The 22670-nt window shown below is 55.0% G+C and carries 18 protein-coding genes; 9 read left to right on the top strand and 9 right to left on the bottom strand.

The annotated features are described in order from the left end of the window. The first annotated feature begins 39 nt into the window (after positions 1 to 39). On the top strand, positions 40 to 255 hold the full coding sequence (locus J7J49_RS11255; RefSeq protein ID WP_064235327.1) for a DUF1127 domain-containing protein: 216 nt from the start codon (positions 40 to 42) through the stop codon (positions 253 to 255). After that, positions 242 to 1111: a PhzF family phenazine biosynthesis protein gene (locus J7J49_RS11260; protein WP_215092588.1), complete on the top strand. Its 870-nt coding sequence runs from the start codon at positions 242 to 244 to the stop codon at positions 1109 to 1111. The genes J7J49_RS11255 and J7J49_RS11260 overlap by 14 nt, the downstream gene beginning before the upstream one ends. 78 nt (positions 1112 to 1189) lie before the next feature. Here J7J49_RS11260 and J7J49_RS11265 read toward each other — a convergent pair whose 3' ends face one another. After that, positions 1190 to 1465: a PAAR domain-containing protein gene (locus tag J7J49_RS11265; protein ID WP_215092590.1), complete on the bottom strand. Its 276-nt coding sequence runs from the start codon at positions 1463 to 1465 to the stop codon at positions 1190 to 1192. Positions 1466 to 1587: 122 nt separating this feature from the next. Beyond that, on the bottom strand, positions 1588 to 2640 hold the full coding sequence (locus tag J7J49_RS11270; protein WP_215092592.1) for a class I fructose-bisphosphate aldolase: 1053 nt from the start codon (positions 2638 to 2640) through the stop codon (positions 1588 to 1590). 258 nt (positions 2641 to 2898) lie between these two features. Between J7J49_RS11270 and J7J49_RS11275 the strand changes: the two genes are divergently transcribed. From J7J49_RS11275 to J7J49_RS11295, 5 genes are all read left to right on the top strand, one after another. Further along, positions 2899 to 3957, top strand: a complete 1059-nt coding sequence (locus tag J7J49_RS11275; protein WP_215092594.1) for a FecCD family ABC transporter permease — start codon at positions 2899 to 2901, stop codon at positions 3955 to 3957. Continuing rightward, positions 3954 to 4751 (top strand): ABC transporter ATP-binding protein, encoded by a 798-nt coding sequence (locus J7J49_RS11280; RefSeq protein ID WP_215092596.1) that lies wholly within the window; start codon positions 3954 to 3956, stop codon positions 4749 to 4751. Before J7J49_RS11275 ends, J7J49_RS11280 begins: the two co-directional genes overlap by 4 nt. A gap of 9 nt (positions 4752 to 4760) precedes the next feature. After that, positions 4761 to 5891 carry an ABC transporter substrate-binding protein gene (locus J7J49_RS11285; RefSeq protein WP_215092598.1) on the top strand — a complete coding sequence of 377 codons (1131 nt, stop codon included), beginning with the start codon at positions 4761 to 4763 and terminating at the stop codon, positions 5889 to 5891. 47 nt (positions 5892 to 5938) lie between these two features. Further along, a complete protein-coding gene (locus J7J49_RS11290; RefSeq protein ID WP_215092601.1) occupies positions 5939 to 8083 on the top strand; it encodes a TonB-dependent siderophore receptor in 2145 nt (714 codons plus the stop codon). Positions 8084 to 8182: 99 nt separating this feature from the next. Beyond that, the gene (locus J7J49_RS11295) at positions 8183 to 8737 is read left to right on the top strand and encodes a zf-TFIIB domain-containing protein (protein WP_215092603.1); all 555 of its coding nucleotides are present in this window, start codon (positions 8183 to 8185) and stop codon (positions 8735 to 8737) included. Positions 8738 to 8848: 111 nt separating this feature from the next. Here the strand turns inward: J7J49_RS11295 and J7J49_RS11300 are convergent, their stop codons facing one another. From J7J49_RS11300 to J7J49_RS11315, 4 genes are all read right to left on the bottom strand, one after another. Continuing rightward, complete coding sequence (locus tag J7J49_RS11300; RefSeq protein ID WP_215092606.1) at positions 8849 to 9907, bottom strand: hypothetical protein; 1059 nt, start codon at positions 9905 to 9907, stop codon at positions 8849 to 8851. Between the two features lie 163 nt (positions 9908 to 10070). Further along, a complete protein-coding gene (locus J7J49_RS11305) occupies positions 10071 to 14990 on the bottom strand; it encodes a DNA repair ATPase (RefSeq protein WP_251048262.1) in 4920 nt (1639 codons plus the stop codon). A gap of 155 nt (positions 14991 to 15145) precedes the next feature. Continuing rightward, positions 15146 to 17077 carry a hypothetical protein gene (locus tag J7J49_RS11310; RefSeq protein ID WP_215092610.1) on the bottom strand — a complete coding sequence of 644 codons (1932 nt, stop codon included), beginning with the start codon at positions 17075 to 17077 and terminating at the stop codon, positions 15146 to 15148. Between the two features lie 23 nt (positions 17078 to 17100). Further along, positions 17101 to 17733, bottom strand: coding sequence for a hypothetical protein (locus tag J7J49_RS11315; RefSeq protein ID WP_215092612.1), 633 nt, complete (start codon positions 17731 to 17733; stop codon positions 17101 to 17103). Positions 17734 to 18288: 555 nt separating this feature from the next. Here J7J49_RS11315 and J7J49_RS11320 point away from each other — a divergent pair. Further along, positions 18289 to 18915, top strand: a complete 627-nt coding sequence (locus tag J7J49_RS11320) for a LysE family translocator (RefSeq protein WP_215092614.1) — start codon at positions 18289 to 18291, stop codon at positions 18913 to 18915. 3 nt (positions 18916 to 18918) lie between these two features. Here the strand turns inward: J7J49_RS11320 and J7J49_RS11325 are convergent, their stop codons facing one another. Further along, positions 18919 to 19866 (bottom strand): hypothetical protein, encoded by a 948-nt coding sequence (locus tag J7J49_RS11325; protein ID WP_215092616.1) that lies wholly within the window; start codon positions 19864 to 19866, stop codon positions 18919 to 18921. A gap of 126 nt (positions 19867 to 19992) precedes the next feature. Between J7J49_RS11325 and J7J49_RS11330 the strand changes: the two genes are divergently transcribed. After that, entirely contained in the window at positions 19993 to 20451 is a 459-nt protein-coding gene (locus J7J49_RS11330; RefSeq protein ID WP_064235345.1) for an Lrp/AsnC family transcriptional regulator, read from the top strand. A gap of 7 nt (positions 20452 to 20458) precedes the next feature. Here J7J49_RS11330 and J7J49_RS11335 read toward each other — a convergent pair whose 3' ends face one another. Together J7J49_RS11335 and J7J49_RS11340 are read right to left on the bottom strand one after the other, a co-directional pair. After that, positions 20459 to 21079: a TetR/AcrR family transcriptional regulator gene (locus tag J7J49_RS11335; protein ID WP_035580959.1), complete on the bottom strand. Its 621-nt coding sequence runs from the start codon at positions 21077 to 21079 to the stop codon at positions 20459 to 20461. Positions 21080 to 21171: 92 nt separating this feature from the next. Continuing rightward, the gene (locus J7J49_RS11340) at positions 21172 to 22668 is read right to left on the bottom strand and encodes a CoA-acylating methylmalonate-semialdehyde dehydrogenase (RefSeq protein ID WP_215092618.1); all 1497 of its coding nucleotides are present in this window, start codon (positions 22666 to 22668) and stop codon (positions 21172 to 21174) included. Between the last annotated feature and the right edge of the window lie 2 nt (positions 22669 to 22670).

A 22670-nucleotide genomic window follows, 5' to 3' on the forward strand; every position in this document is an offset into this window, starting at 1 on the left:
GTAATCTTGTAAGGCACACAGCACTCAAGGAGAGTCGCCATGCCACGCATTAGCCTTACTCAGCTTCGCTATCAGTTGCGCTGCCAGTTTCACTCTTATCGTCACTATCGCCGTAGCCGCCGTCAGCTACTGGCGCTGGATGACCGGCTGCTAGAAGATGTTGGTATTACCCGAGAGCAGGCGCAAAAAGAGGGTCATAAAGCTTTTTGGAAACACGCATCTTTTAATAAAAGGGGTCACCATGAAAACCGCTGAGTATTACCTGCTCGACGTTTTTACCGATCAGCCGTTTACCGGCAATCCATTGGCCGTGTTTTTAGATGCTGGAGGACTCGAGACCAGCACCATGCAGGCGCTGGCCAATGAATTGAACTTGGCTGAAACGGTGTTTGTCAGTGCTGCCACTGGCCCGAATCACTATCCGATGCGGATTTTCACACCAACGCGCGAGCTGCCTTTTGCAGGCCACCCGACGGTAGGTACCGCGCATTTACTCGCGGAGCTGAGCCTAGTAAACCGCGCGCAAGGCGTTGTGCTTCACCCCCCTATCGGAGAGCTAGCCGTTAGCTATAACCAAGAAAGGGCAACGTTTACCACTGCCCAGCCCGCGATGTTGAAAGACAGCACGATTGATCGCATCACTGCCGTTGAGCTGTTGGGATTAGACATTCATCAGGTAGTGGGCGATCCGGTCATTGCCTCCTTCGGACTGCCCTTTCATTTAATTGAACTCACTGACGTGGCCGCGTTAGAGAACGTACACATCTCTACGACCACCTGGGCGAGTGCTGTTGTGCCTAGCAGTGCCGAGCAGGTTTATCTGTACGTGATTGAACAACACGACGGGGTAGAGACAGTTGTACGCAGCCGCATGTTTTGTATGCACGCCAGTATTTGCGAAGACCCCGCTACGGGTAGCGCCGCAGCCGCCTTGACCGGCTATTTAGCATCCCTCCAGCCAGACGCCTTGCAGTACAAGATTCATCAGGGCGTTGAGATGGGGCGGCCCAGCGTTATCCGTACCGCCGCCAATGGCGAGATCAAGCCAGGCCTCGTGACGGTGGGCGGTAATGCAACGGTGGTGGGCAAAGGCACACTTTACCTAAAGTGATAGCTAACTATCTAAAAAGCACCTCTCATACCGGTCACCGGTATGAGGGCTTTTGGCTCCTCGGTAATGCGGAAACAACTACTTACCGATGTTCACGGTTCCCGAACCGGTGATGACTACATTACCGTGGGCACCAACACTGCTCAGGACAGCGGCTGGCTTACTGTTTACAAATACGGTAGACGAAACTTCGTGAGTAATCGGGCTACCACAAGCAGATTTATCGTCTAACCTTGCGGCAGACAAGCTATCGTAAAAAACATCAGGCGAGCCAGTTACCAACGGGTTGGTGCCGTGCCCTGGTATAGGGCACGCGGTAAGGTCAGTAATACGTGCTGCGGGCTTTCCACTCATAATATAGCTCCTTAAGCGTATGCCGTTTTAAACATTCTGATACGACAATTATTTAATATTAATTAATATTCATCAAGTTTGCCGGTGCTCACTAAGGTCTACGGTTAGCCAATAGCTCGCCATTAGGCAACCGTCACATCAGTAGAAAGATAGACATCCTGAATAGCGTGCAGCAGTTCAACGCCTTCCTGCATGGGTTTCTGGAACGCCTTACGCCCAGAGATTAGGCCCATACCCCCGGCGCGCTTATTAATCACCGCCGTGCGTACCGCTTCACCAAGATCGGAGTGCCCTTTGGAGCCACCGCCGGAGTTGATCAAACCAGCACGGCCCATAAAGCAGTTAGCGACCTGATAGCGGGCCAGGTCAATGGGGTGATCAGACGTCAGCTTGCTATAAACATTATCGTGGGTATGCCCGAAACCGACCGCTTTGTAGCCGCCGTTATTCTCAGGCAGTTTCTGTTTGACGATATCCGCTTTAAGGGTTGCCGCCATATGGTTGGCTTGGCTGGTGAGGTCAGCGGCGGCATGGTAATCGGTGCCATCCTGCTTGAAGGCCGGGTTGCGCAGATAGGCCCACAGCACGGTGACCATGCCCAACTGGTGGGCGCGTTCAAAGGCTTCGCTGATCTCCATGATTTGCCGACGGCTCTCGTGGGAGCCAAAGTAGATCGTCGCCCCCACCGCCACGCAGCCCATATCGTGGGCCTGCTCCACATCGGCAAATAAGGTCTGGTCGTATATCGCTGGGTAGCTCAGCGTTTCGTTGTGGTTCAACTTGAGCATCATCGGGATTTTGTGGGCATAGCGCCGCGCCACGGAAGAGAGAACCCCAAGCGTTGATGCGACGCCGTTGCAGCCCCCTTCGAGGGCCAGCTCAACGATATTGGCCGGGTCGAAGTAGCGCGGGTTAGGCGCGAAAGAGGCGCCCGCCGAGTGCTCAATACCCTGATCCACCGGCAGCAGGCTAAGATAGCCAGTGCCCGCTAAGCGTCCATGGTTAAAGAAACCCTGCATATTGCGCAATACCGCTGGGCTGCGATCACTATCGGCCATAACACGGTCGATAAAATCCGGGCCCGGCAGATGCAAATCCTCACGACGAACACCCTGACAAGTGTGGTTAAGCAAACTCTCGGCGTCACTGCCTAGCAGAGCGGTTATATCGGTCATGATGAACTCCTTTATACTTATCTGTAACAAAAGGTAAGTGTAGGCCAGATACTTCTTCAATAAAGCCTAGCTCTTAAATAAAGCCCTAAGACCTTCAATAGAACATAGGGGAACCAGTACGGCAATCAGACGGCGCTAGGTTTCCCTGCGGTTGACAAGGCTACGACTAAAGGATGAAAATACGATCACGAATGAGTTTTAGTCGCAAATAAGACTAAATCTGTTAACTTTGTGTTCTCACCTGGAAACACCTTCACAATGCCCGCTTCTTCGCCGCTTGCTGCTCCGCTGGCATCCACCTATCGGCGCTTTATTGTTACTCGCCTACTGATCGTTGCAGGCTTAGCAATCGCGCTGGTGTTGTCGCTACTTGCCGATATCGCCACCGGCCCAGCGCCTATTTCGCTTAATAAATTGATCACGCTGATTTTTGATGCGCAGTCCCAAGGGCCCATTCAGCAGGCCATTGTCTGGGAGATCCGCATGCCTGCGGCGCTCATGGCGGTGCTGGTAGGCGCCACGCTGGGCCTGGCCGGTGCCGAAATGCAAACGGTGCTGAATAACCCCTTGGCCAGCCCCTTTACCCTGGGCGTGGGTGCGGCGGCCACCCTGGGCGCTTCGCTGGTGATTGTGTTTAACCTTACCCTGTTTGGTTTAAATGCTCACTACGCCACCGCCTTGATGGCGTTTGTATTTGCGGCAGCATCGATTTTGACCATCAATGCGCTATCACGTCTTTATGGCGCCAGCCGCGAGATTATCGTGCTGTTTGGGATTGCGCTGGTGTTTGTGCTCAATGCATTGGTCGCGCTTTTGCAGTTGATTGCCAGCCCCGATGCGCTGCAGCAGCTAGTGTTCTGGACAATGGGCAGCCTGTCCCGCGCCTCCTGGGAGACAGTGGCCATTGTGGCGGCAGTGCTGGCCGTTTGCCTGCCCTTCTCACTGCGCAGCGCCTGGGCTATGACGGCGCTACGCTCGGGTGATGAACACGCGCGCAGCTTCGGTATTGGGGTTGAACGGTTGCGGCTTATCTCGCTGCTCAGAGTCAGCCTGCTCGCCGCCGCTGCGGTGGCGTTTGTGGGCACCATTGGCTTTATCGGCTTAGTCGGCCCGCATATGGCCCGGCTGGCGCTGGGAGAAGATCACCGCTTTTACCTACCGGGCAGCGCTCTGGCCGGGGCGCTGGTGCTGTCACTCGCCTCTATCGCCAGTAAAACGCTGGTTGATGGGCTAGTGCTGCCCGTCGGCTTGGTGACCTCGCTGGTGGGCATCCCCTTCTTTATGGCATTGATCATGCTGCAGGGGCGAGCGAGATGAGTGCAGGCTTTACGCTCAGCGATTTCTCTACCGGCTATCGCAAACGGCGCGTGTTTGAGCAGCTAAACCTGCCCACACTGCCACCCGGTTCGCTGGTCGCGGTGCTGGGGCCCAATGCGGTGGGCAAATCGACCCTGTTAAAAGCCATTGCTGGTTTACAGCCCTCTAGCGGGCACATGCAGCTGAATGATATCGACCTTGCCACCCTTAGCGGCGCCGCGCGGATGCGCCATGTGGGCTATCTGCCGCAAACGCTTCCTCAGGCCACCACCTTAGTCGCTTATGAAGCGGTGCTTAGCGCCTGTCGGGCCGTACGTCCCGACCTCAGCCGACCACAGATAGACGCATTAATCGAGCGGGTTTTCGATGCCCTGGCCATTCGTCCGCTCGCCCTGCGCCCGTTAAGCGAACTCTCCGGCGGCCAGCGCCAGATGGTGGGCCTGGCCCAGGCGATTGCCCGCCAGCCCGCGCTATTACTGCTGGATGAGCCCACCAGCGCGCTGGATTTGCGTTGGCAGCTGGCGCTGATCGATACCGTACGAGCAGTGATAGCGGAGCGTCAGGCGGTCTGCCTGATGGCGATTCACGATATCAACTTGGCCCTGCGCTTCTGCGACCAGGTGTTGCTGTTTGGTAACGGCGGGCTGCTGGCCGCCGGCGACCCACACGACGCGATTACACCCGACGTACTGCGCGCCGCCTACGGTGTAGAGGCGCGAGTAGAGCACTGCTCGCTGGGGCGGCCGGTGGTGCTAAGCGATCGCGTCAGCCATCTCTCCGCGAATACCCACTAGGATACCGGCATGCGCCGCTTGGCTATTAGTTTGCTGTGTTGGATAAGTTTGTTAAGCACTGCCGCATGCCTAGCGGGTGAGCCTGCAGAGGGTTTCCCTAAACAAGTCACCGATTTAGCAGGCCGCCAAGTGACCCTTTCAGCGCCGCCGACTCGGCTGTTTCTAACCCAGCCGCGCCAGTTGTATGCCTTGGCAACGCTACTGGATGACCCGACACCACACTTGGCGGGTTGGGCTTATCCGCTGGCCGTGTTTGACCCCGCCATGGCGCAACGTTTTGCCTTCCAGTGGCCTGCGCTGGATCGACTGCCAGCGCTTTCCAGTGCGCCGACACCTCAGTTGGATAGCGAAGCACTGCTGAATCTGGCCCCGGATCTGGTGCTGTTCGATCTCTCCCGTGCGGGTAGCGTAGAAGGCTCCCCACTGGCACGGCTGCTGGACGAGCTGGGCATTGCCTACCTGTTTATCGACTTTAACCGTCACCCGCTGGAGAACACGCCCAAAAGCCTTGCCCTTTTAGGCCAGGCATTAAACGCAACGCCACGGGCCAGCGCTATGATTGCCCTGATTGAGCAGCGCCTAGCGCGTATCGACCAGCGTTTGGCAGACCTGCCCACAGACCCACCCACTGTGCTGATCAATGTGGCTCCCGGGGTCAAAGTTGACTGCTGCCGTACCAATCTACGCAACGGGCTAGCCGACTTAGTAGCGCGAGCCGGTGGCGATAATATCGCCGATGCGTTAACCCCCGGCGCATCGGCGACGCTAAGCAACGAGTGGGTGCTCAGCCATCCACCCGACGTCATCCTCAACACCGCAGGGCAATGGTCAGCGGGGGATGGTATCAGCGTCGGGCTTGGGATTAGCGAACCAGAAATTACCCAAGACCTGCGCTCGCTTAGTCAAGGACTGCCCGGCTGGTCGCACCTCAACGCCGTTCAGGAGGGGCAATTCTATGCCCTGTGGCACGGCTTTCACCAAGGCCCCTTTGCCATTGTCGCACTGGAACGCATTGCCCAATGGCTCTACCCCGAACGCTTCGCTGACCTCGACCCAGCCGCCACCTTCGACGCCTTGCTACCCACTACGCCCGCGCTAAGTCGCGAGGGGCACTTCTGGGGCGCACTTAACGCTCAATAACGCTTACTCCCCCAACCCACTGACGATAAAAAGGATCTATATCCCCTATGCTTCGCTCCCGAACCATTGCGCTGTTTTCGCCGCTGCTACTGCTGAACCCGCTGCCCTATGCTTACGCTCAACAAGCCAACGAGGCCGCTTCAGAAACAGTTTCAGAAACTGTTTCAGAAACTGTTTCAAAAACAGTGATCGTGACCTCGGATCGCATCACTGACGTAGCCCCGCAAAGCTATCGTGCCCAGCGTTCCCGTTTGGCCAGCAAACAGCCGGTGTCATTTCTGGAAGAAGCCCGCACGGTGGAAACCGTCACCGCCCAGGTGATGACCGATCATAATATCGACAGCCTCACTGAAGCGATGGCGATGTTCGCGGGGGTGACCGAAGGCAACAATATGGGCGGCACCGAGGACGGCTTTATCAAGCGCGGTTTTGGTAGCAACAGCGATGGTTCGACGCTGATCGACGGCATTCGCCAGCCCCGCGGCACCTTCTCCATGGCAACGGTGGATCATGTCGAGGTGCTCAAGGGCCCAGCCTCTCTCTTTCAAGGCCAGCAGGATCCTGGCGGGGTGATCAACCTGGTGACTAAACGCCCTGAGTACCAGTGGCAGCGCGTGATCAGCGCCGAAGCCACCTCCTTGGGAGGCGGCAATGCCAGCGTGGATGTCACCGGCCCGCTTGCCGATACCGGGCTGGCCTTCCGGTTTATCGTTCACCATGAAGATGAGGACTCCTTTCGCGACTTCGGTAATAACCGACGAACGATCGTTGCCCCTTCGCTGCGCTGGGAAGGCAGCGACAGTCGTGCGCAGATCTCTTATGAGTATCGCGACTACGACTTGGATCTGGATCGCGGCACGGTGATGATCGACGGCGAGCCCGCCAAGGTGCCCAACGACCGCCGTTTCGACGAACCCTGGTCACGGGTATTCGGTCACGACGAAGCCGTTACCGCCTGGTGGGAACAGGATATCAATGACGACTGGTCGACAAGATTGACCTACGGCTGGAACCGCCGCCAGTACAGCGATGGCCAACCGCGGGTACTGCGCGTAAATGAAGACAGCGGAGCGCTAACCCGCCGTGCCGATGCTAACTACGGTTTTGACCGCCGCGTGCAATATACCGCCTGGGATACTACCGGCACCGCCACCCTCGCAGGGATGCGCCACGACCTCACGATCGGTGTGGATCATGAGCGCCAGCGGGATTATCTGGCCGAGGTGTATCGCGGCACGGCGGTGACGGATCAAAATATTTACGACATGAGCTACGGTGGCCTGAACCTGGATAGCGATAGCCTTAACAACTCGCTTAGCCAGCGCTTGGATGAGATCAATACCACGGGCGTCTACTTGAATGACCGCTGGCACTTCAACGACCGCTGGACGCTGGGGCTAGGCGGGCGCTACACCCACTACGAGCAGTTTGGTGGCCGTGGCCGCCCCTTCGTGACCGCCACTGATATCAGCGACGATATCTTCCTACCATCGGTCAGCCTGCTGCATCGCTTGACTCCGGAGACGTCTGTTTACGCCAGCTATAGCGAAGCCTTTGTGCCGAATGGGGCCGACAGCGATACCGGCAAAACACTGGATCCCGAACACAGCATGGGCAGCGAAATCGGCGTTAAACACCTCTGGAATGACCAGTTCTCGTTAGCCGCTGCGCTGTTCGATATCCGCAAGGAGAATGTTGCCGTCTCCGACAACGGCGTGACCCGTACGGTAGGCGAAGCAGGCTCCCAGGGTGTCGAACTGACTGTTTCCGGCCAGTTGACCGATCAGCTTTCACTGCTAGGGGCTTACGCCTACACCGATACCGAAGTACTCAAAGATACCGAAGGCACCCAGGGCAACGCGCTAACCAACGCCGCACGCCATACCGCCAGCCTCTACTTGGCGCACGACCTAACCACCGCGCCTGGGCTGGGCAACTGGCGTCTGGGTGGCGGGGTACGCTATGTGGGCGAGCGCGAAGGCGACGCTGACAACAGCTTCCAGCTAGACGCCTATACCGTCGCCGATGCCTTTATCGGCTGGGATACGCCTTGGCTGGGCGACAACCTGCACTTGCAGCTCAACGCCAAGAACCTGTTCGACACCACTTACTACCCCTCAAGCGGCGGCAGCACCCGGGTAGTGGTCGGCGACCCGCTGGAAGTTAGCCTGCAGGCATCGGTTAAGTTTTAAGTGTCAATTTCTCGGCGTGACAACTTGCTCTTAATTAGCCTTTGTGACAACTTTCATACATGAGAAAGATATCATGGACTTAACAGCAGGAACGCGCCGATGAAATGTACCGCATGCCAACAAGGGAACTTAGTCCCGAGCTTTATTGATGCTCTTTTCCGCAGTCATACTTGCGACAATTGCGGCGGCAATTGGATCTTGATTGAAGATTACATAAGCTGGAAAGAGCGTCACCCCGAACACGTATTTGATGACATTTGTGTCGAGAGCGTTGAAGCTGAAGACACCGTAGGCGCGCTTATTTGCCCGATGACCGGCGGCATTATGAGTAAGTTTCGCATTACTAAAGATAATGCCCACCGAATCGACTACAGCGCCCGCGTTGGGGGCGTTTGGTTGAATAAAGGCGAGTGGGAAATGCTGATTGCGGAAGGACTCGCGGGCAACCTGAACAGCATACTGACAGATCCCTGGCAAAAGCGGATACGTCAGGAAAAAACCAGTGACACCTTTGAAAATCTTTATCGCAGCAAATTTGGCGAGTCCGATTATCAAAAAGCCTGCGACGTTCGTGAGTGGCTACACAACCACGCTCAAAAAGCTGACTTACGTGCTTTCTTAATGGCCGAAAATCCTTTCTCCGCTATTGATTAAGTGCTTTAGGCTAGTGCTTTAGATAAATGATTAGTCAGCCGCTGATAACCAGCGGCTGTTTTATCTATGCTGCATCATTAATCAATAACACATGATTACACCTGGAACGGCTTAGGGCGAGTCAAGATTGACCAAGTCACTGCAGATGATACGTACCTGCTCGTCGGGCGTATATTCATTGGAAAAGAGATCAAGTCGACGATAATAGTGAGCAGCGCTGCTGATACGTTCGAAGTTGTCCATAAACAGAACATGCGCGTCAATGGCGTCGATAATCCCCTCGAACGGCTCCATGGATACGAATTCGGCGGCGCTCTGCGGCCAGTTATCCACCCCGCTGAGGTATTTGGCCGAGTGCTCCATCATCCTAGCCTGTTTATAGCGATTCGTTTCTTCACGATCACGAAAACGGTGCTTTTCCGCGTTCAGTGACACCGCATCGAGCAGCGCTTGTTGCTCTGCGCTAGGCGCTTCGATCGCGTAAACGCGAGCCAGTTGTGATGCAATACACTGCTCTACCTCGGAGGTGGACAACAGGGCAAAGTTACGAACGAAATAGGAAGCGTTAGATGCCTGTTCAAGACTCATCGGCTGCCATATTGTTGCAACGTCGTCATCGCGAGTCATCGTCCAAGTATCACCCTGTGGCTGAATATCGAGATCGTCGGCAACCAGCATTTCGAACATTTCGCGAAAAATGGGAAACTTTAAGTAGGTCGAGTCGTCTTGAGGGTGTATGAGAGTCTGATATTGTTCAAGCTGCGACATTTCAGGATCATTCAGACGTAACGTCATCGAATCGGAAACATTGGGTAAGCAATCATCATCACCTGAGTGACACGTAGGCGTATGATTCATTGGATGGCGGATAAGGTGCAGTACAACGGTGACCTGATCCCCATCCTGCTTGAACTGTCCATGCACGAGACGCTGGATTTCGAGGCCTCTCCTGACGGCTGTTAGCTGCGGGGCGACCATGACCATTTCCTCAGGAAGGCGAGGCGTCAACGACTCAGCCCAGCTTGCCTGCCCAACCGATAAACCAATCAACAAATACCAGAAAAAGTGTTTCACCTGTAACCCCTCAAACTTTGATTTATAAGGCGATGGAGCTTGAATTGCCCTTATGGGCAGCAACCCACATCGCTTAGTTTTATTGATTAAATACATTCCTGCAGCGCTTACACTCTGAGCTGTGAGCCGAACGTCCAAATCTCACTAGCCATGCGGCTCCTCCCACCACAGAGGAACTCAGCCAAATTTTGGAACTCGTAGCACTGGTATTAGCTTCTCGTGAAATGGCAGGGTGTTAGCTCCTTTGTCCCAGTTGGTCTTAACTCTCCCCCGGCCCAGCCTTCCCCCACTGCCCAACCCCCTCCGCAATCAAGCTTAGTTGGCGCACCACCAAGGCACCGGTCTCTTCATTGCCCCCGGTTAATTGCCGACGCTGGAACTCTCGTTTGATATCTTCCCAACGCTGCTTTTCCGCTTCGCTCAAGGTGCCTCTAAGCTCTTTCAGCTTGAGTAGGTTCTCTTCGGCGCCCTGGGTTAACAGCTGCGCTTCGCCGACGTAGTGATCATCAATGATCGCTTCAAGTTCGTCGTCGCTGAGGATCGGCGACATCTTCTCCGCCAAGCGATTCATGTTGCGGTAGCTACCCTGCAACCGGAAAGAGGGCTCGGTGCGGTACTCATCGGCCTGGGCGCTGGAGGCGATATACTGCTGATTAACGCGCAGCACCACTTCACGGGCTTTAAACATATTTTTCAGCACCGCGACGATCTCTTCGCGCTCTGCGGCGCTATAGTCGTGTTCAAAGTCGGTGCTCGGCACCTCGCGGCCCATGGCGATATCCACAAAGCGGTAGACGTCGTCCATGCCACGCGTGGCCAAAGAGGCGAGCACCGTATTGGCGCTCATGGAATTCTCGATGTAGGAGAGCGCAAACACCTCCTCCATGCCGCTTAACACATCGCCCAGGTTATAAACATCGGCGCGGTTGGCTAGCATATCGGGCACTTTGAACACATCACCGCTTTCGGTGTAGGGGTTACCCGCCATGGCGATACAGAAACGTTTACCGCGCATATCGTAGGTCTTGGTGCGCCCGTTCCAGATACCGTCTACCCGGCGGCTGCCGTCGCATAACGAGATAAACTTCTGCAAAAACTCCGGGTGAGTATGCTGAATATCATCCAGATAGAGCATCACGTTGTTGCCCATCTCAAAGGCGAGGTTGAGCTTGATCAGCTCTGCCCGGGCGGTGGAGTGCGTCGCCGCGTCAGGATCCAGCGAGGTCACATCATGTCCAAGGCTGGGGCAGTTAATCTTCATAAAGATCAGCCCCAGGCGGTTCGCCACATACTCCATCAGGGTGGTTTTACCGTAGCCGGGGGGCGAGATCATCATTAGCAAACCGCTGTTATCCGTTCGCCGCGTATCGCCTACCGTACCCATCTGCTTAGCCAGATTATCGCCAATAATGGGCAGGTAGCTTTCGGTAATCAGCTTGTTACGCACAAAGGAGTTGAGCGGTTTGGGCAGATACTCTTCGAGCCTCAACCGCTCCCGCTGCTCGCGGAGAATGAGCTGACGACGCTCTTGCAGTGCCGTCCAGTCGCGTATAACGACCTGCTCATGGTGGCGCAGTCGCTCCTGAAAGTCGTCGAGCTGAAGCGTGAGTTCCTGCTGCTCAAGCCGCCCATGCTGGCCCAGCAAGCCGGTAATGGTGAAGGCGAGTTCGACATTATGGGGCGCGGTGGCTAACCGATCCGCCGTGTTGAGCATGGCTATCGCTTCAGGCAGGTAGTGCAGCAACGCCTCTTGCTTGGCTTGTCCCGCGTGGGCCTGCAGCCAATGGGAAGTGATCACCCAGCGCGCGCCAGGGTTGCCCGCCACCACCGCCAAGGCCTCTTGGAAGTGTGCGTAGTGGCCCTGCTGCTGCATGGAAGTGGTAAAGCTCTCTACCAAGCTGGCAGCGTACTGAGTGACCGGAAAACGCTCGCCCTCTTCCGCCAGCTGGCGCACCAGAAAGTCAGTGGCACTGCTTATTTGGCTCACCGAGCAGGTGATCTGTTGGGCCGATACAAAAGCGTCAAGCTGCGGCTGTACTTCCTGGATCAAGGCGTTGAGCAGATCCTCGTTGTTCATAATGCGGCACAGAATACCCGCCGACAGGCAGCGGGCGCGCAGGTTGCGGGTCGCCTCTTCATCATGAATACGGTCGGCCCAGAACAACATCGCCAGCCCCCGGGGCAGTGGCCCAAAGCCTAGCAAACCGGCACTTTGGCGAGCTGGCCACAGGGTGCGTACGATCAGCGCAGCGTCGTGATCGTGGATACCTTTCTCGTAGCTCTCGCGATAGCGCGGCGAGGCAAAGTTAGCAATCTGACGCTGCAGTTCGCTGAAATCTTCCACATTAATGGGCTTGGCACCGGGCTGCGCCAGCTCGCTCATAAAACGATAGGCAAGGTACTCGGCGCGATAAACAGCGGGGCTCTCGGAAGGCAGCAGCATCCCCCAGTAGTCTTGCAGCTCGGTCAGCCGCTCATCTTCCAGCGGCTCGTAATACTGGGTGCCCGTCAGGTGCAGCATGATGCGTTCCTGGCGAGGCACCAGGGTTAAGTCGAGATGCTGCTGGTTGACGCTAAAGCGGTGGCGTGGCCCTAAGCGAATGACGTCGCCACCGGATTCATAGATATCGGAACGGTCGCGCACGCTACGCATGGCGGCGTCTTGAGAGGATCGTAAACGCCCAGCGATATCGTCCGCCTCAAGGTTGCCGCCCATTGCGCGTAGCTCATCGACCATGCTGCGCACTTTACCCACCATGGCATCCGCCGCGAAGAAGCTATGCAGCTCTTCCAACGTTTCAAAGCGTTCTGTACGGCGCTCCACATTGGCCAGAATCCGCTGACTGGCGTCCGTCAACGTGGAGACACGCCGTTGACGCTCGTCCTGCAGCTGCTGGCGGCGTGCTTCGATGCTTTCGTGGGCGCTTTCACGCTGTTCGAGAATGGTGGTCAAAAATTCATCAAATTCACCGAACTGACTCTCCAACTCCTGGAGTTGGTCGAGTATGCGGGTCATTAGCTGATCGCAGTCGTCGGGCTCCCGCAGCGCGCCAACACCGTTGGCCAGGCTCTGCTCAAACAGGCGGATCTGCGCTGCAAACTGTGCCTGGGCCTCGGCACTCCCCTGCTCTCTTAAACGGATCTCCGCTTCGGAGCGCTGCTGATTAATTGAGGCGTAGATACTCGAGATATTCTCGGTAATTCGCGTCTGCTCGATAGCATCGCCGCCGGACATCGACGACAGCAACCCTTGGATCATATCCAGGCCCGAGGTCAATTCGCGGTAACGCCCTACGCACTCCGCCAGCTGCTGGCGATTTTCCGCCTCGCCTACCTGCTCTTTTAGTGCGGCCAGGGTTTCTCGGTAACCGTCCAAGGCTTCAGGCTGGGCAAGAAAACTGAAGGTCTGCTGGGTCAGCGACTGCTCCGCTTTATCCAGCGCTTGCTCTAACGCTTGCAAACGCTCTTCATCCAGGTAGCGGCGCTCGCGCAGCGCCATGAGCCGGCCACGATGGTCGCGTAGGTGTTTCAGGTAGGTGACAAATAGATCAGGGGTTTTCCAACTGCTGGGCTTTAACTCCCGCAGCAGCGCCGCCTGCTGTTTCTCAACTTCGTCTAGCGCCTGAGCAGTCTGGGCACGAATCGCCTGAACTTTCTCATACTCATCGAGCATCAGTTCAGCGGTGTGCTTTAGCTGTTCAAGCGCGGCGTGAATGGCTTGAAAGTCAGCTTCGCCAATCCAGTGGAACTGATTCAGCGTGCGGTCGACCCGACGAATAATGGCATTAAAGTGCCGCTCGGACGCCTGCTGCTCGTTAGCGAGTTGCACAATACTATTAAGCTCGGCAATGCCGCGCACCAGATCAGGATTGCCGATTCGGCCTAGCGGCGTATCGTTACGCACCTCATCCTGGGCATGGAAGCGCTCCGACATAAAAGGCGTTGCCCATACCTGGATGGGGTGAACCAGCGTCGGCTCATCTTCGGCATAAAAAATCGCCAGATGGCCGTTTTCAAGTATCGCCGCCCCATGCCCCACCATGGGGGTATCGACCTGCTTGCGGATCAAGTTGTAGCGATAAAGCACCACCTGCCCGGTTTGTGGCGCGTAGAAGAGATACAGAACATCTTCGCCGTTTGGCGAGCGCACCATGCGCTTGAAACGCAGATCCTCTTCAGGCACCTCGTAAGTCGTCAGTTCCCCGGTATTCAAATAGTAGCCAGAAGGAAATATCAGGCCATGATTTTCCGGCAGCTCAACCACCGAGCCCGCCATGGCATCGACGCGTTTCACATGCTGCTCGGCGCGATTGAAAAGGTAATAGCGCCACTGCTGCTCATTAAAGGGCAGGATACGAATCAGGATGACGGCACCAAGGTCGGCGTATTCAAAGGTGGCATCGTCCAGCGACTGGGAGTCTGACTCCACCGGGTCGACGAATACACCCTCGCCGCTGCTGGTGTTGTTCTCGATCTTGAAAGTAATGTTACCGCGCAGGTTATCGACAAAGACGGTATCAAGGATATTCAGATGCGGCGCGCGGCCCTGCTCCTGCATATCCCGGCCCGCTGTCTGCCAGGGAAAGGCGAAGCGGTCGGGAAACACTAGGTCGCGCTCGCCGCGGTTATCGATATAGCGGCTCACCTCACCGCTTGCAGCTAATTCCCAGCGGAAGACACGCAGGTCGCTAAGCTTTTCACCTATTTGAAAAGCAATCAGCAGTTTGTTGTTCAGGGTGACCAGTTGAACCAGCGTGGCATGGCTATAGTATTTTTGAAGTTCTTTGAAATCCTGAACAAAGCGGCTCTCGGTGAGGAAGCTATCCGCCATCGGCGCTTCGCTTAACTCCAGCCCCTCTTCGTCGTCTTTGAGGTGGTAGAGCGCAAAGATATCGCTCGCTTCCAGCTCTTTACGCAACCCTAATTGAACATTGAAGCCAAACAGGATTTGCTCACCAATACGCACCATATCGCGGGCAATGGCGTTATTTTCGGTACGTACCCGAGCCCTGCCCAACAGCGACATGCTGCTGCTACCGAAAACATCAGCGCGGGCTGCGTTCAGCTCTCCAATCGAAGCGCCCAGTTCGCCGCCCTGGGTTCTCAACCGCCGCTGAATCGTCTCGAATGCGGTGCTTTCTCTGACGATATTTTCAACCGAAGAGTGCTCCTTCGACATAGTGTTCATCCTGAAAAAGTGCTCACTAGAAATAGCAAAGACCGCAATGGGGTAACAGTTGCGGTCTTAGGGTTTGTACGAAAGGTCACCGGCTGCTTAGTACGAGACTACCGGTAAGGGTGAGGCGGCTCTCCCCTTCGAGAGCCGCCCAGCCTTTAGGCAGACTCGGAAGACTTGCCTGGGTTCAAGGCACGGTTTGCCAAGCCCGCCAGTGTGGCTTGTAGCGCTGGCGACTTATCGAGCACGCCTTGTACTGCTTTACCGTAGCCCAGGCCGGCGGTGAGTTTTTCAAACACATCGCTGTCGCCACCAATCAGTTCAAACTTGGCATTGTTCATCGCGGCAGCCATCACCTTGCCATTCTCGAGCATGCCGATGCGCTGGGCTTCGATTTGCGCCATGACTTCTTTTTCGTGCACTTCCAGGTTCATACGGAACTCTTCGAAGTGGCGAGCCTCTTCGGACATATTGTCGTAAGCACGCAGCTTCTCGACCAAGCCATTGGCTTCGGCTTTGGCCATTGCTTCTCGGGCTTGTGCTTTTGCGGTGCCCAGTTTTTCCTCGCCCATCGCCTCTGCTTCAAGGCGCTGTTCAAGAATACGTACTTCCGCCAGTCCCGCATCTTCATCAGCTTTCGCATTGGCCGTTTTAACCTCGGCCTGGGCAAAGCCTTCGCTACGCTGAGCGTGAGCACGTGCTTCTAGTACCTGTGCTTCGGCTAAGCCATCTGCCGCGGCAAGGGCTTGATGACCGCGCGCCTGCTTCTCTTCTGCAGCGGATTTCTTCTCTGCCGCATCCAGGTCTGCTTGCGCTCGAATAACCGCTTCTTCCGCTTCCAGTTTGGAGCGCTCGAACACCGCTTCTGCCGCGCGTACTTCTTTCAGTTTGCGCTCTTCGGCTTCGGCTTGAGCGGCGGTCAGGCGAGTGACCTTCTGGCGCTCTGCTTCAGCACGGTTGCGCACATCGTTAATATTCTCTTCTTCTTCCGCCACGCTGCGCTCAACCGCAATACGCTGGCTGGTAATTTCGGCGATCTCTTTGCGCTCCTCTTCCAGCGCTTTTTCCATGCCGATTCGTTCAATTTCTACCGCGCGCTCACGGGTAACGTCCTCAAGCTCTTTGGCCTGACGAATCCGCACCTCTTCGATCTGTACCGCACGCTCACGAGCCTTAATGGCCATTTCAATCTGACGCTGCTTGTTCTCATCCGCAATCGCCAGTTCTTCGTCGGTTTTAATCCGCGCGGCTTCGCTTTTCGCACGCTCCTGCTGGAGTACTTGTTCAGCTTCGGACTGTTCACGCGACTGCAGGCTTTCGATTTCACGACGCTGGCGCGCCTCGGCATCGGCTTGAGTGCGCTCCAGCTCTAACGCAGCTTCACGAGCGGAGACATTCTTACGCTGAATTTCTAGTTCTTGGTCGCGCTCTAGGCGGTTGGTTTCAACATTGTGCCGAGCGGTAATCTCAGTGATACATTTGATACCCTCTGAATCCAGAATATTGTTCGGATCCAGCGAGCTTTTCGGCGTTTGCTCTAAATAATCAATCGCAACGTCTTCGAGAATATAGCCATTCAGGTCTTGGCCAATGGTCTCAACGATGGCATCACGGAACTGCTGACGCTCTTCGAAGAGTTGCATGAAGTCCATTTTTTTACCGACGGTCTTCAATGCTTCGCTAAATTTGGCGTTAAACAACTCGTTAACGGCATCACGATCTGACGCACGGCCAACACCAACGGATTTAGCAACGCGCAAGACATCATCAGCGGTGGCATTAACCCGTAAGTAAAATGCCACGCTGATATCAGCACGCAAATTATCGCGACAGATCAGCCCTTCTTTCCCCGTCCGGTTAAGTTCAAGGGTAATAACAGAGATCTTCATCGTCTCTGAACGGTGAACCACGGGCAGCACCATAGCACCGGTAAAGTAAACCTTGGGAGTCGTGGAAAGGTCATTGACGATCAATGCCTGCCCTTGGTCGATCTTCCGATAAAAGGCTTTAAACAGTGACAGTATTACAAGCAGTGCAATAACAAGCACACAGACACTAACCAGTAGTGGCATGATCCACGACAAATCCATCTTTATCTCCTGCACTAAGGCAATTAATCGGCTAAGCCGGCTTCAAAATTTTTCTCAGACATCACCCAGTACGCGTCTTCATTAACCAGATACTGAATGATGATGGCACGCTCACCACGCACCAGCGTTGAGTCACTTCGTACTTGCAAAATAAGATGGTCGCCATTGATATGCGCATCGGCGCGACCTTTCTCTTTGGTCACCGTTGCTGAGCGCACAGTGCATTGCTTGCCTGTCAGTCGCTGCTCAATTGGCAGGTGTTGAACGGGGCGGAAGAGGGGCCGCAAAGGACGAATTAGTAAGGAAGTTACGATAGTGGCAACTACAAAACCTAGAACCAGCACAGCGCCATTAAACAGCCACAGTAACAAGCCTGGGTTAAGGTACGTTCCCAGGAGCAGCGTAGCGAAGTAGCTAAACAGCCAGCCGGTTAATGCCACCAGTGTGATCACCAATGGCAAAGGAACGCCGTGCAAACCCAGCGTTGCCAGTAAGCCCCCCAACGCCAGCGAACTTCCATCGCCAACATCACCCTCTATGACATCGCTATCGGCCAACCCCGATAGCGAAAGTAACCAGTAAACAACAGCCACACATAGGAGTACCGTAAAAATCACGGTAGGAAAGGTAGTGATAATCGAAATAAATAGAGGCATGCGCCTGAAGTCCAGTAAGGCTAAATACAAGCGTCATCGATACCGAATGTCGCCATAAGTGATCGCCCTTTTCATTCTTGATGAGAAAGGGCGCTTCTACGAACAGTAGTATTAAGCTGACGCCAATTACCGCTTAGGCTTTGAGCTCGGATTAGATAGGGCTTTGCACTTTTGACAACGCCCCTTAAGTGCGAAGAAAAACTACAGCATCCACTAATAAAATCAATTCGGTCATCGATTTTTAAGAGATATCTTACAAAACCAATAGCGAATGTCTTACAAAATCTATAGCGAATGTCTTACAAAACTGGGTGCTCCCCACTGAAATGCTGACGAAATCGAAGCGGACTTGAGAGCATGCCGACATTGTAGAACCAGGCGTGTGATGTACTCGCAGCCTGAAAGAAGAGCCACTGCCAAAAGAGATATTAGAGTCGTGCAGAGCAGCTTGCTAATTCACAGACTCTCTAAAATGCAACTTTGAGTCGTCGACACGGGGGTTATCCATTAGGATTAACGGAATGAGACATTTCAACCTCATCAGGAGATGCGCCCATGCTGCTTTCCACTTGGCTGCTTTTTGTTGCCGTGGCCATGGTCAGTATTGCTAGCCCTGGCCCCGCGTTTCTGGTCGCAGTACGCAATGGCATTACAGGCGGTACCAAGCGCGTCGCGCTATCATCGCTGGGCAATATTACAGGCTTACTCATACTGGCGAGTGCGGCTGTATTGGGGCTAGGCGTAGTACTCAATGCCTCAGAGGTGTTGTTTAGCCTGCTTAAACTGGGCGGCGCGGCTTATTTGATCTATCTGGGTATTCGTCAGTGGCGTAGCCGAACCTCTCTTGCAATCTCTACTATCGCGGCTAAACCAACCCCTAGGTGGCGCACCTTTAGTGAAGGCGCACTGGTAGCTGTGAGTAACCCTAAAGCGATTCTGTTCTTTACCGCCCTGTTTCCGCAGTTTTTGGATACACAGCGTGCCTTGCTCCCCCAGTTTTCGCTTATGGTGGGCACCTTTATGGCGCTCTCCTTCGCCGTTTTAATGATCTATGGCGGGCTCGCGAAACACCTCTCCCATTGGCTGAGCAGTGCCTCACGGGTGAAGTGGGTTAATCGCATAATGGGCAGTGCTTTTATCGGATTGGGCATCTCTATTTTGCGTTTACGGCAGCCGGTGTAAAGGCTATTTATTACTCACTTCGGTTGCAAGCCAGCGGGCAATTATCGCAACAACCACAACGGCAAACAGCAACCGAGCCCACAAGATGCCCGCCACGTCGGCCCCGAGCATCAAGATCAGCAGCGTATCCTCTATAACGCTATGGCAGAGACCGAGAAAGCACAGCGCTAAAGTGCTATCGCGCTTGCTGAGTACTCCATTCTGCACGTCACGGATCAGCAGCCCGGCGCCATAGCTTAGCCCTAACGTGAACCCAATCACCGTTACATTAGCGGCCGAACGGCCAATGCCTAATAGCTTGAGCAGCGGCAGCAAACCAAGATGGATCCAGCGTTCAAGGCCAAGCTTTTGTAAAAGTTTGAGGAGTACAATCAGCGCTAAAATAATCACAAAAATAAGCGCTAATGTTTCAAGCTGAGCAATTGCCCAACCGCTTAGCGTTGGCTCCGATGAAAGGCTTGGCTGCCACATCAGCTCAACCGGTGTCTGCAGCAAACCAAACGTTGAGTAAAAGCAGTGCAAAAGCCAAGCAAGCAGTAAAGCACCACCTACTCGTAGCAATAGCGTAGCCCACCAGGGCACCCCCACCCGTTTGGCAACGGCACCCTCAACAGGAATCGAGTGCCCTACCAGCATTAACGCCCCTAATACCGTTACTTGCTCGACACTCAAGGGCATATCACCGGCTACTTGAAAAAACACAGCAATGGCGGTGTACAAATTGGTGAAGAGTGCTGCTGCCCAAACAACACCCATTTGTTCGGGCAAACCGAGTATGTCCATTAAAGGAGCTAATACCATTCCCAGCCACTCGATCATACCGAGTAGCTCTAACCCTTTGACGATAAGCAAAGCAGGAATCAAGATTTTGAGTAGCGTCACATACACTCGCAGCGCGTCTTGCAGTACGCGGCCTACTACAGCCAATAAATGGTGAATTTGGATCCGCATCAAGCCCTCGGTTGTCATCGTTTGAACAAACGTTATGATACTGGGGGTAACGCAGAATCTTCTTTCCAAAACACTCTACTCAATCACTATTCGTTCTTTATAAGCACAGGAAGAGCATTTTATTTCATGGACGCCATTGATCGACGAATCCTTGACCAGCTACAGCGTGACGCCAGCCTAACCAATCAAGCGCTAGCGGATGAGATAGGGCTCTCTCCCTCTGCCTGTTTAAAGCGGGTTAAGCGGTTGCGCGACACGGGGATCGTCGAACGGGAGGTGGCACTGCTCAATCCTGACGCCCTTGGGCAGTGCCTGCATATGGTGGTGGAGGTGACGATGGAGCGGGATAACAAATCACTCTACCAGCGGTTTTTAAAATCAGCACTGAGCGCACCGGAAGTTAAGCAGTGTTACCAAGTGACCGGTGAGTGTGACTTTGTATTGATTGTGACGGTGGCTGATTTGGATGAATACGACCGTTTCTGCGATCGCGTTTTGTATGGCGATGACAACCTGCGCAAGTTCCGCACGTTACTGTCGCGTAAGCGGCATAAGTTTGATACGTCGGTACAGCTTTCTCGTTGAGTGCTGCTCAAGCCGTCAGCCCAATGCCGCGCAAAATCACCGAGGTGACCGACTGCACGGCTTTTTCAAACTGTAAATCGTCAAGCGGTTGGTCATCGTTGAGCAGGTAGATTTGGTAGTCGAAGTCGGCGTAGTGCTGGGTGGAGGCCCAGATCATATAGAGCAGGTAGGAAGGCTCGACGGGATTGATCTGCCCGGACTCCACCCATTCACGAATTTTCGACTCTTTGAGCTTGGCCCATTCGTAGAGGTTGTCGCGCAGGCGCTCTTTAAGAATGGGTGCGCCTTGCATCACTTCGGCTGCCCATATTTTTGAGCCATGAGCGCGATTGCGAGAGTGATTCATCTTGGCGCGGATATAGGTGGAGAGCACCACGCGGGGGTCATCGTAGAGCTCGAAGCAGAGCGCGTCCTGCTTCCAGACCTCTAGAAGCTCCAATAACACATCTTGGTAGAGCGCTTTTTTGGTGGAGAAGTAGTAGTGCACGTTGGACTTAGGAATATCGGCCAACTGGGCGATTTCACCCATAGAGGCACCGGCGTAGCCTTTTTCGGCAAATAGCTGCTCCGCGGCTAAGAGAATCTTCTTAACGTTGGTCTGGCGAATTTCGTCCTGGGTTCTTGCCACGCTGCGCTCGTTCCTTACATCGGAGATAGGCATTAAAAAAGCACCGCCGCAGAGCGACGGTGCTGAGAAGATGTCCTATTTACACTGGAACGTCAACTTTGATTGGCGGGGAACGAGAACTCTGCCCGGGTCGCTTCGCTAACTGACGGCCAGCGCTGGGAAACTGCTTTGCGGCGGGTATAGAAACGCACTGAATCCGGGCCGTAGGCGTGAAGGTCACCAAACAGCGAGCGCTTCCAGCCGCCGAAGCTGTGGTAGGCCACCGGTACCGGCAGCGGCACGTTGACCCCCACCATGCCCACTTCAACGCCATCGGTAAAGCGGCGGGCAGCTTCGCCATCGCGAGTGAACAGGCAGGTGCCATTGCCGTATTCGTGGTCGTTAATCAGTTGCATGGCGTCGTCCAGGCTGCCAACCCGTACCACGCAGAGTACCGGGCCAAAGATCTCCTCCTGGTAGATGCGCATCTCGGCGGTGACGTTATCGAACAGACAGCCGCCGACGAAGTAGCCTTCCTCGTAGCCTGTGACCTGCAGATCTCGGCCATCGGCGACCAGCGTTGCTCCGGCGTTTACCCCGTCTTCGATAAAACTAAGTACTTTATCGCGGTGCTCAGCCGTCACCAGCGGCCCCATATCCAGATCTTTTTTGGTGCCAGGGCCAACTTTTAACTGTGCGATTTTAGGCAGCATGGTCTCGACTAAGCGATTGGCCGTTTCATCGCCAACGCAAACCGCCACCGAGATCGCCATGCAGCGCTCGCCGCAACTGCCAAATGCTGCGCCCATGAGCGTATTGGCGGCGTTCTCTAGGTCAGCATCGGGCAGCACGACGGCGTGGTTCTTCGCCCCGCCCAAGGCCTGAACGCGTTTGCCAGCGGCGGAACCGCGTGAGTAAATCGCTTCCGCTACGGGGGTTGAGCCCACAAAGGAAATAGCTTTTACGGCCTTGGCATCCAGCAGCGTTTCCACAGCCTCACGCCCGCCATGAACCACATTCATCACGCCTTTGGGTAGCCCGGCTTCTTGAAGCAGCTCCGCCACTGCCATCGCCGCTGAAGGGTCTTTCTCGGAAGGCTTGAGGATAAAGGTATTACCGCAGGCAATCGCCATGGGATACATCCACAGCGGCACCATGGCAGGGAAGTTAAACGGGGTAATGCCCGCCACCACGCCTAACGGCTGAAAGTTAGACCACGCATCAATGCCCGGCCCAACGTTGTGAGAGTACTCGCCTTTGAGCAGTTCCGGCACGCCACAGGCGTACTCAACGTTCTCGATGCCACGCTTGAGTTCACCCATGGCGTCTTCGGGGGTTTTGCCATGCTCTTCGCTGACCAGTTGCACCAGGCGGTTAGCGTTATCTTCGAGCAGCTGCTTAAAGCGGTACATCACCTGGGCGCGCTTGGCGGGCGGGGTATCGCGCCAAGCGGGGAAAGCCGCCTGGGCAGCGGCAATCGCACGCTCTACATCGGCGGCATTGGCATCCGCTACTTGGCGAATCACTTTGCCCGTTGAGGGGTTGGTGACATCCAGCGTGCGCTGGCTTTGCACTAATTCACCGTTAATCAGGTGTGAAACATTACTCATAT

It is taken from the genome of Halomonas sp. ISL-56 (genome assembly GCF_018612805.1).
Lineage (GTDB): Bacteria > Pseudomonadota > Gammaproteobacteria > Pseudomonadales > Halomonadaceae > Vreelandella.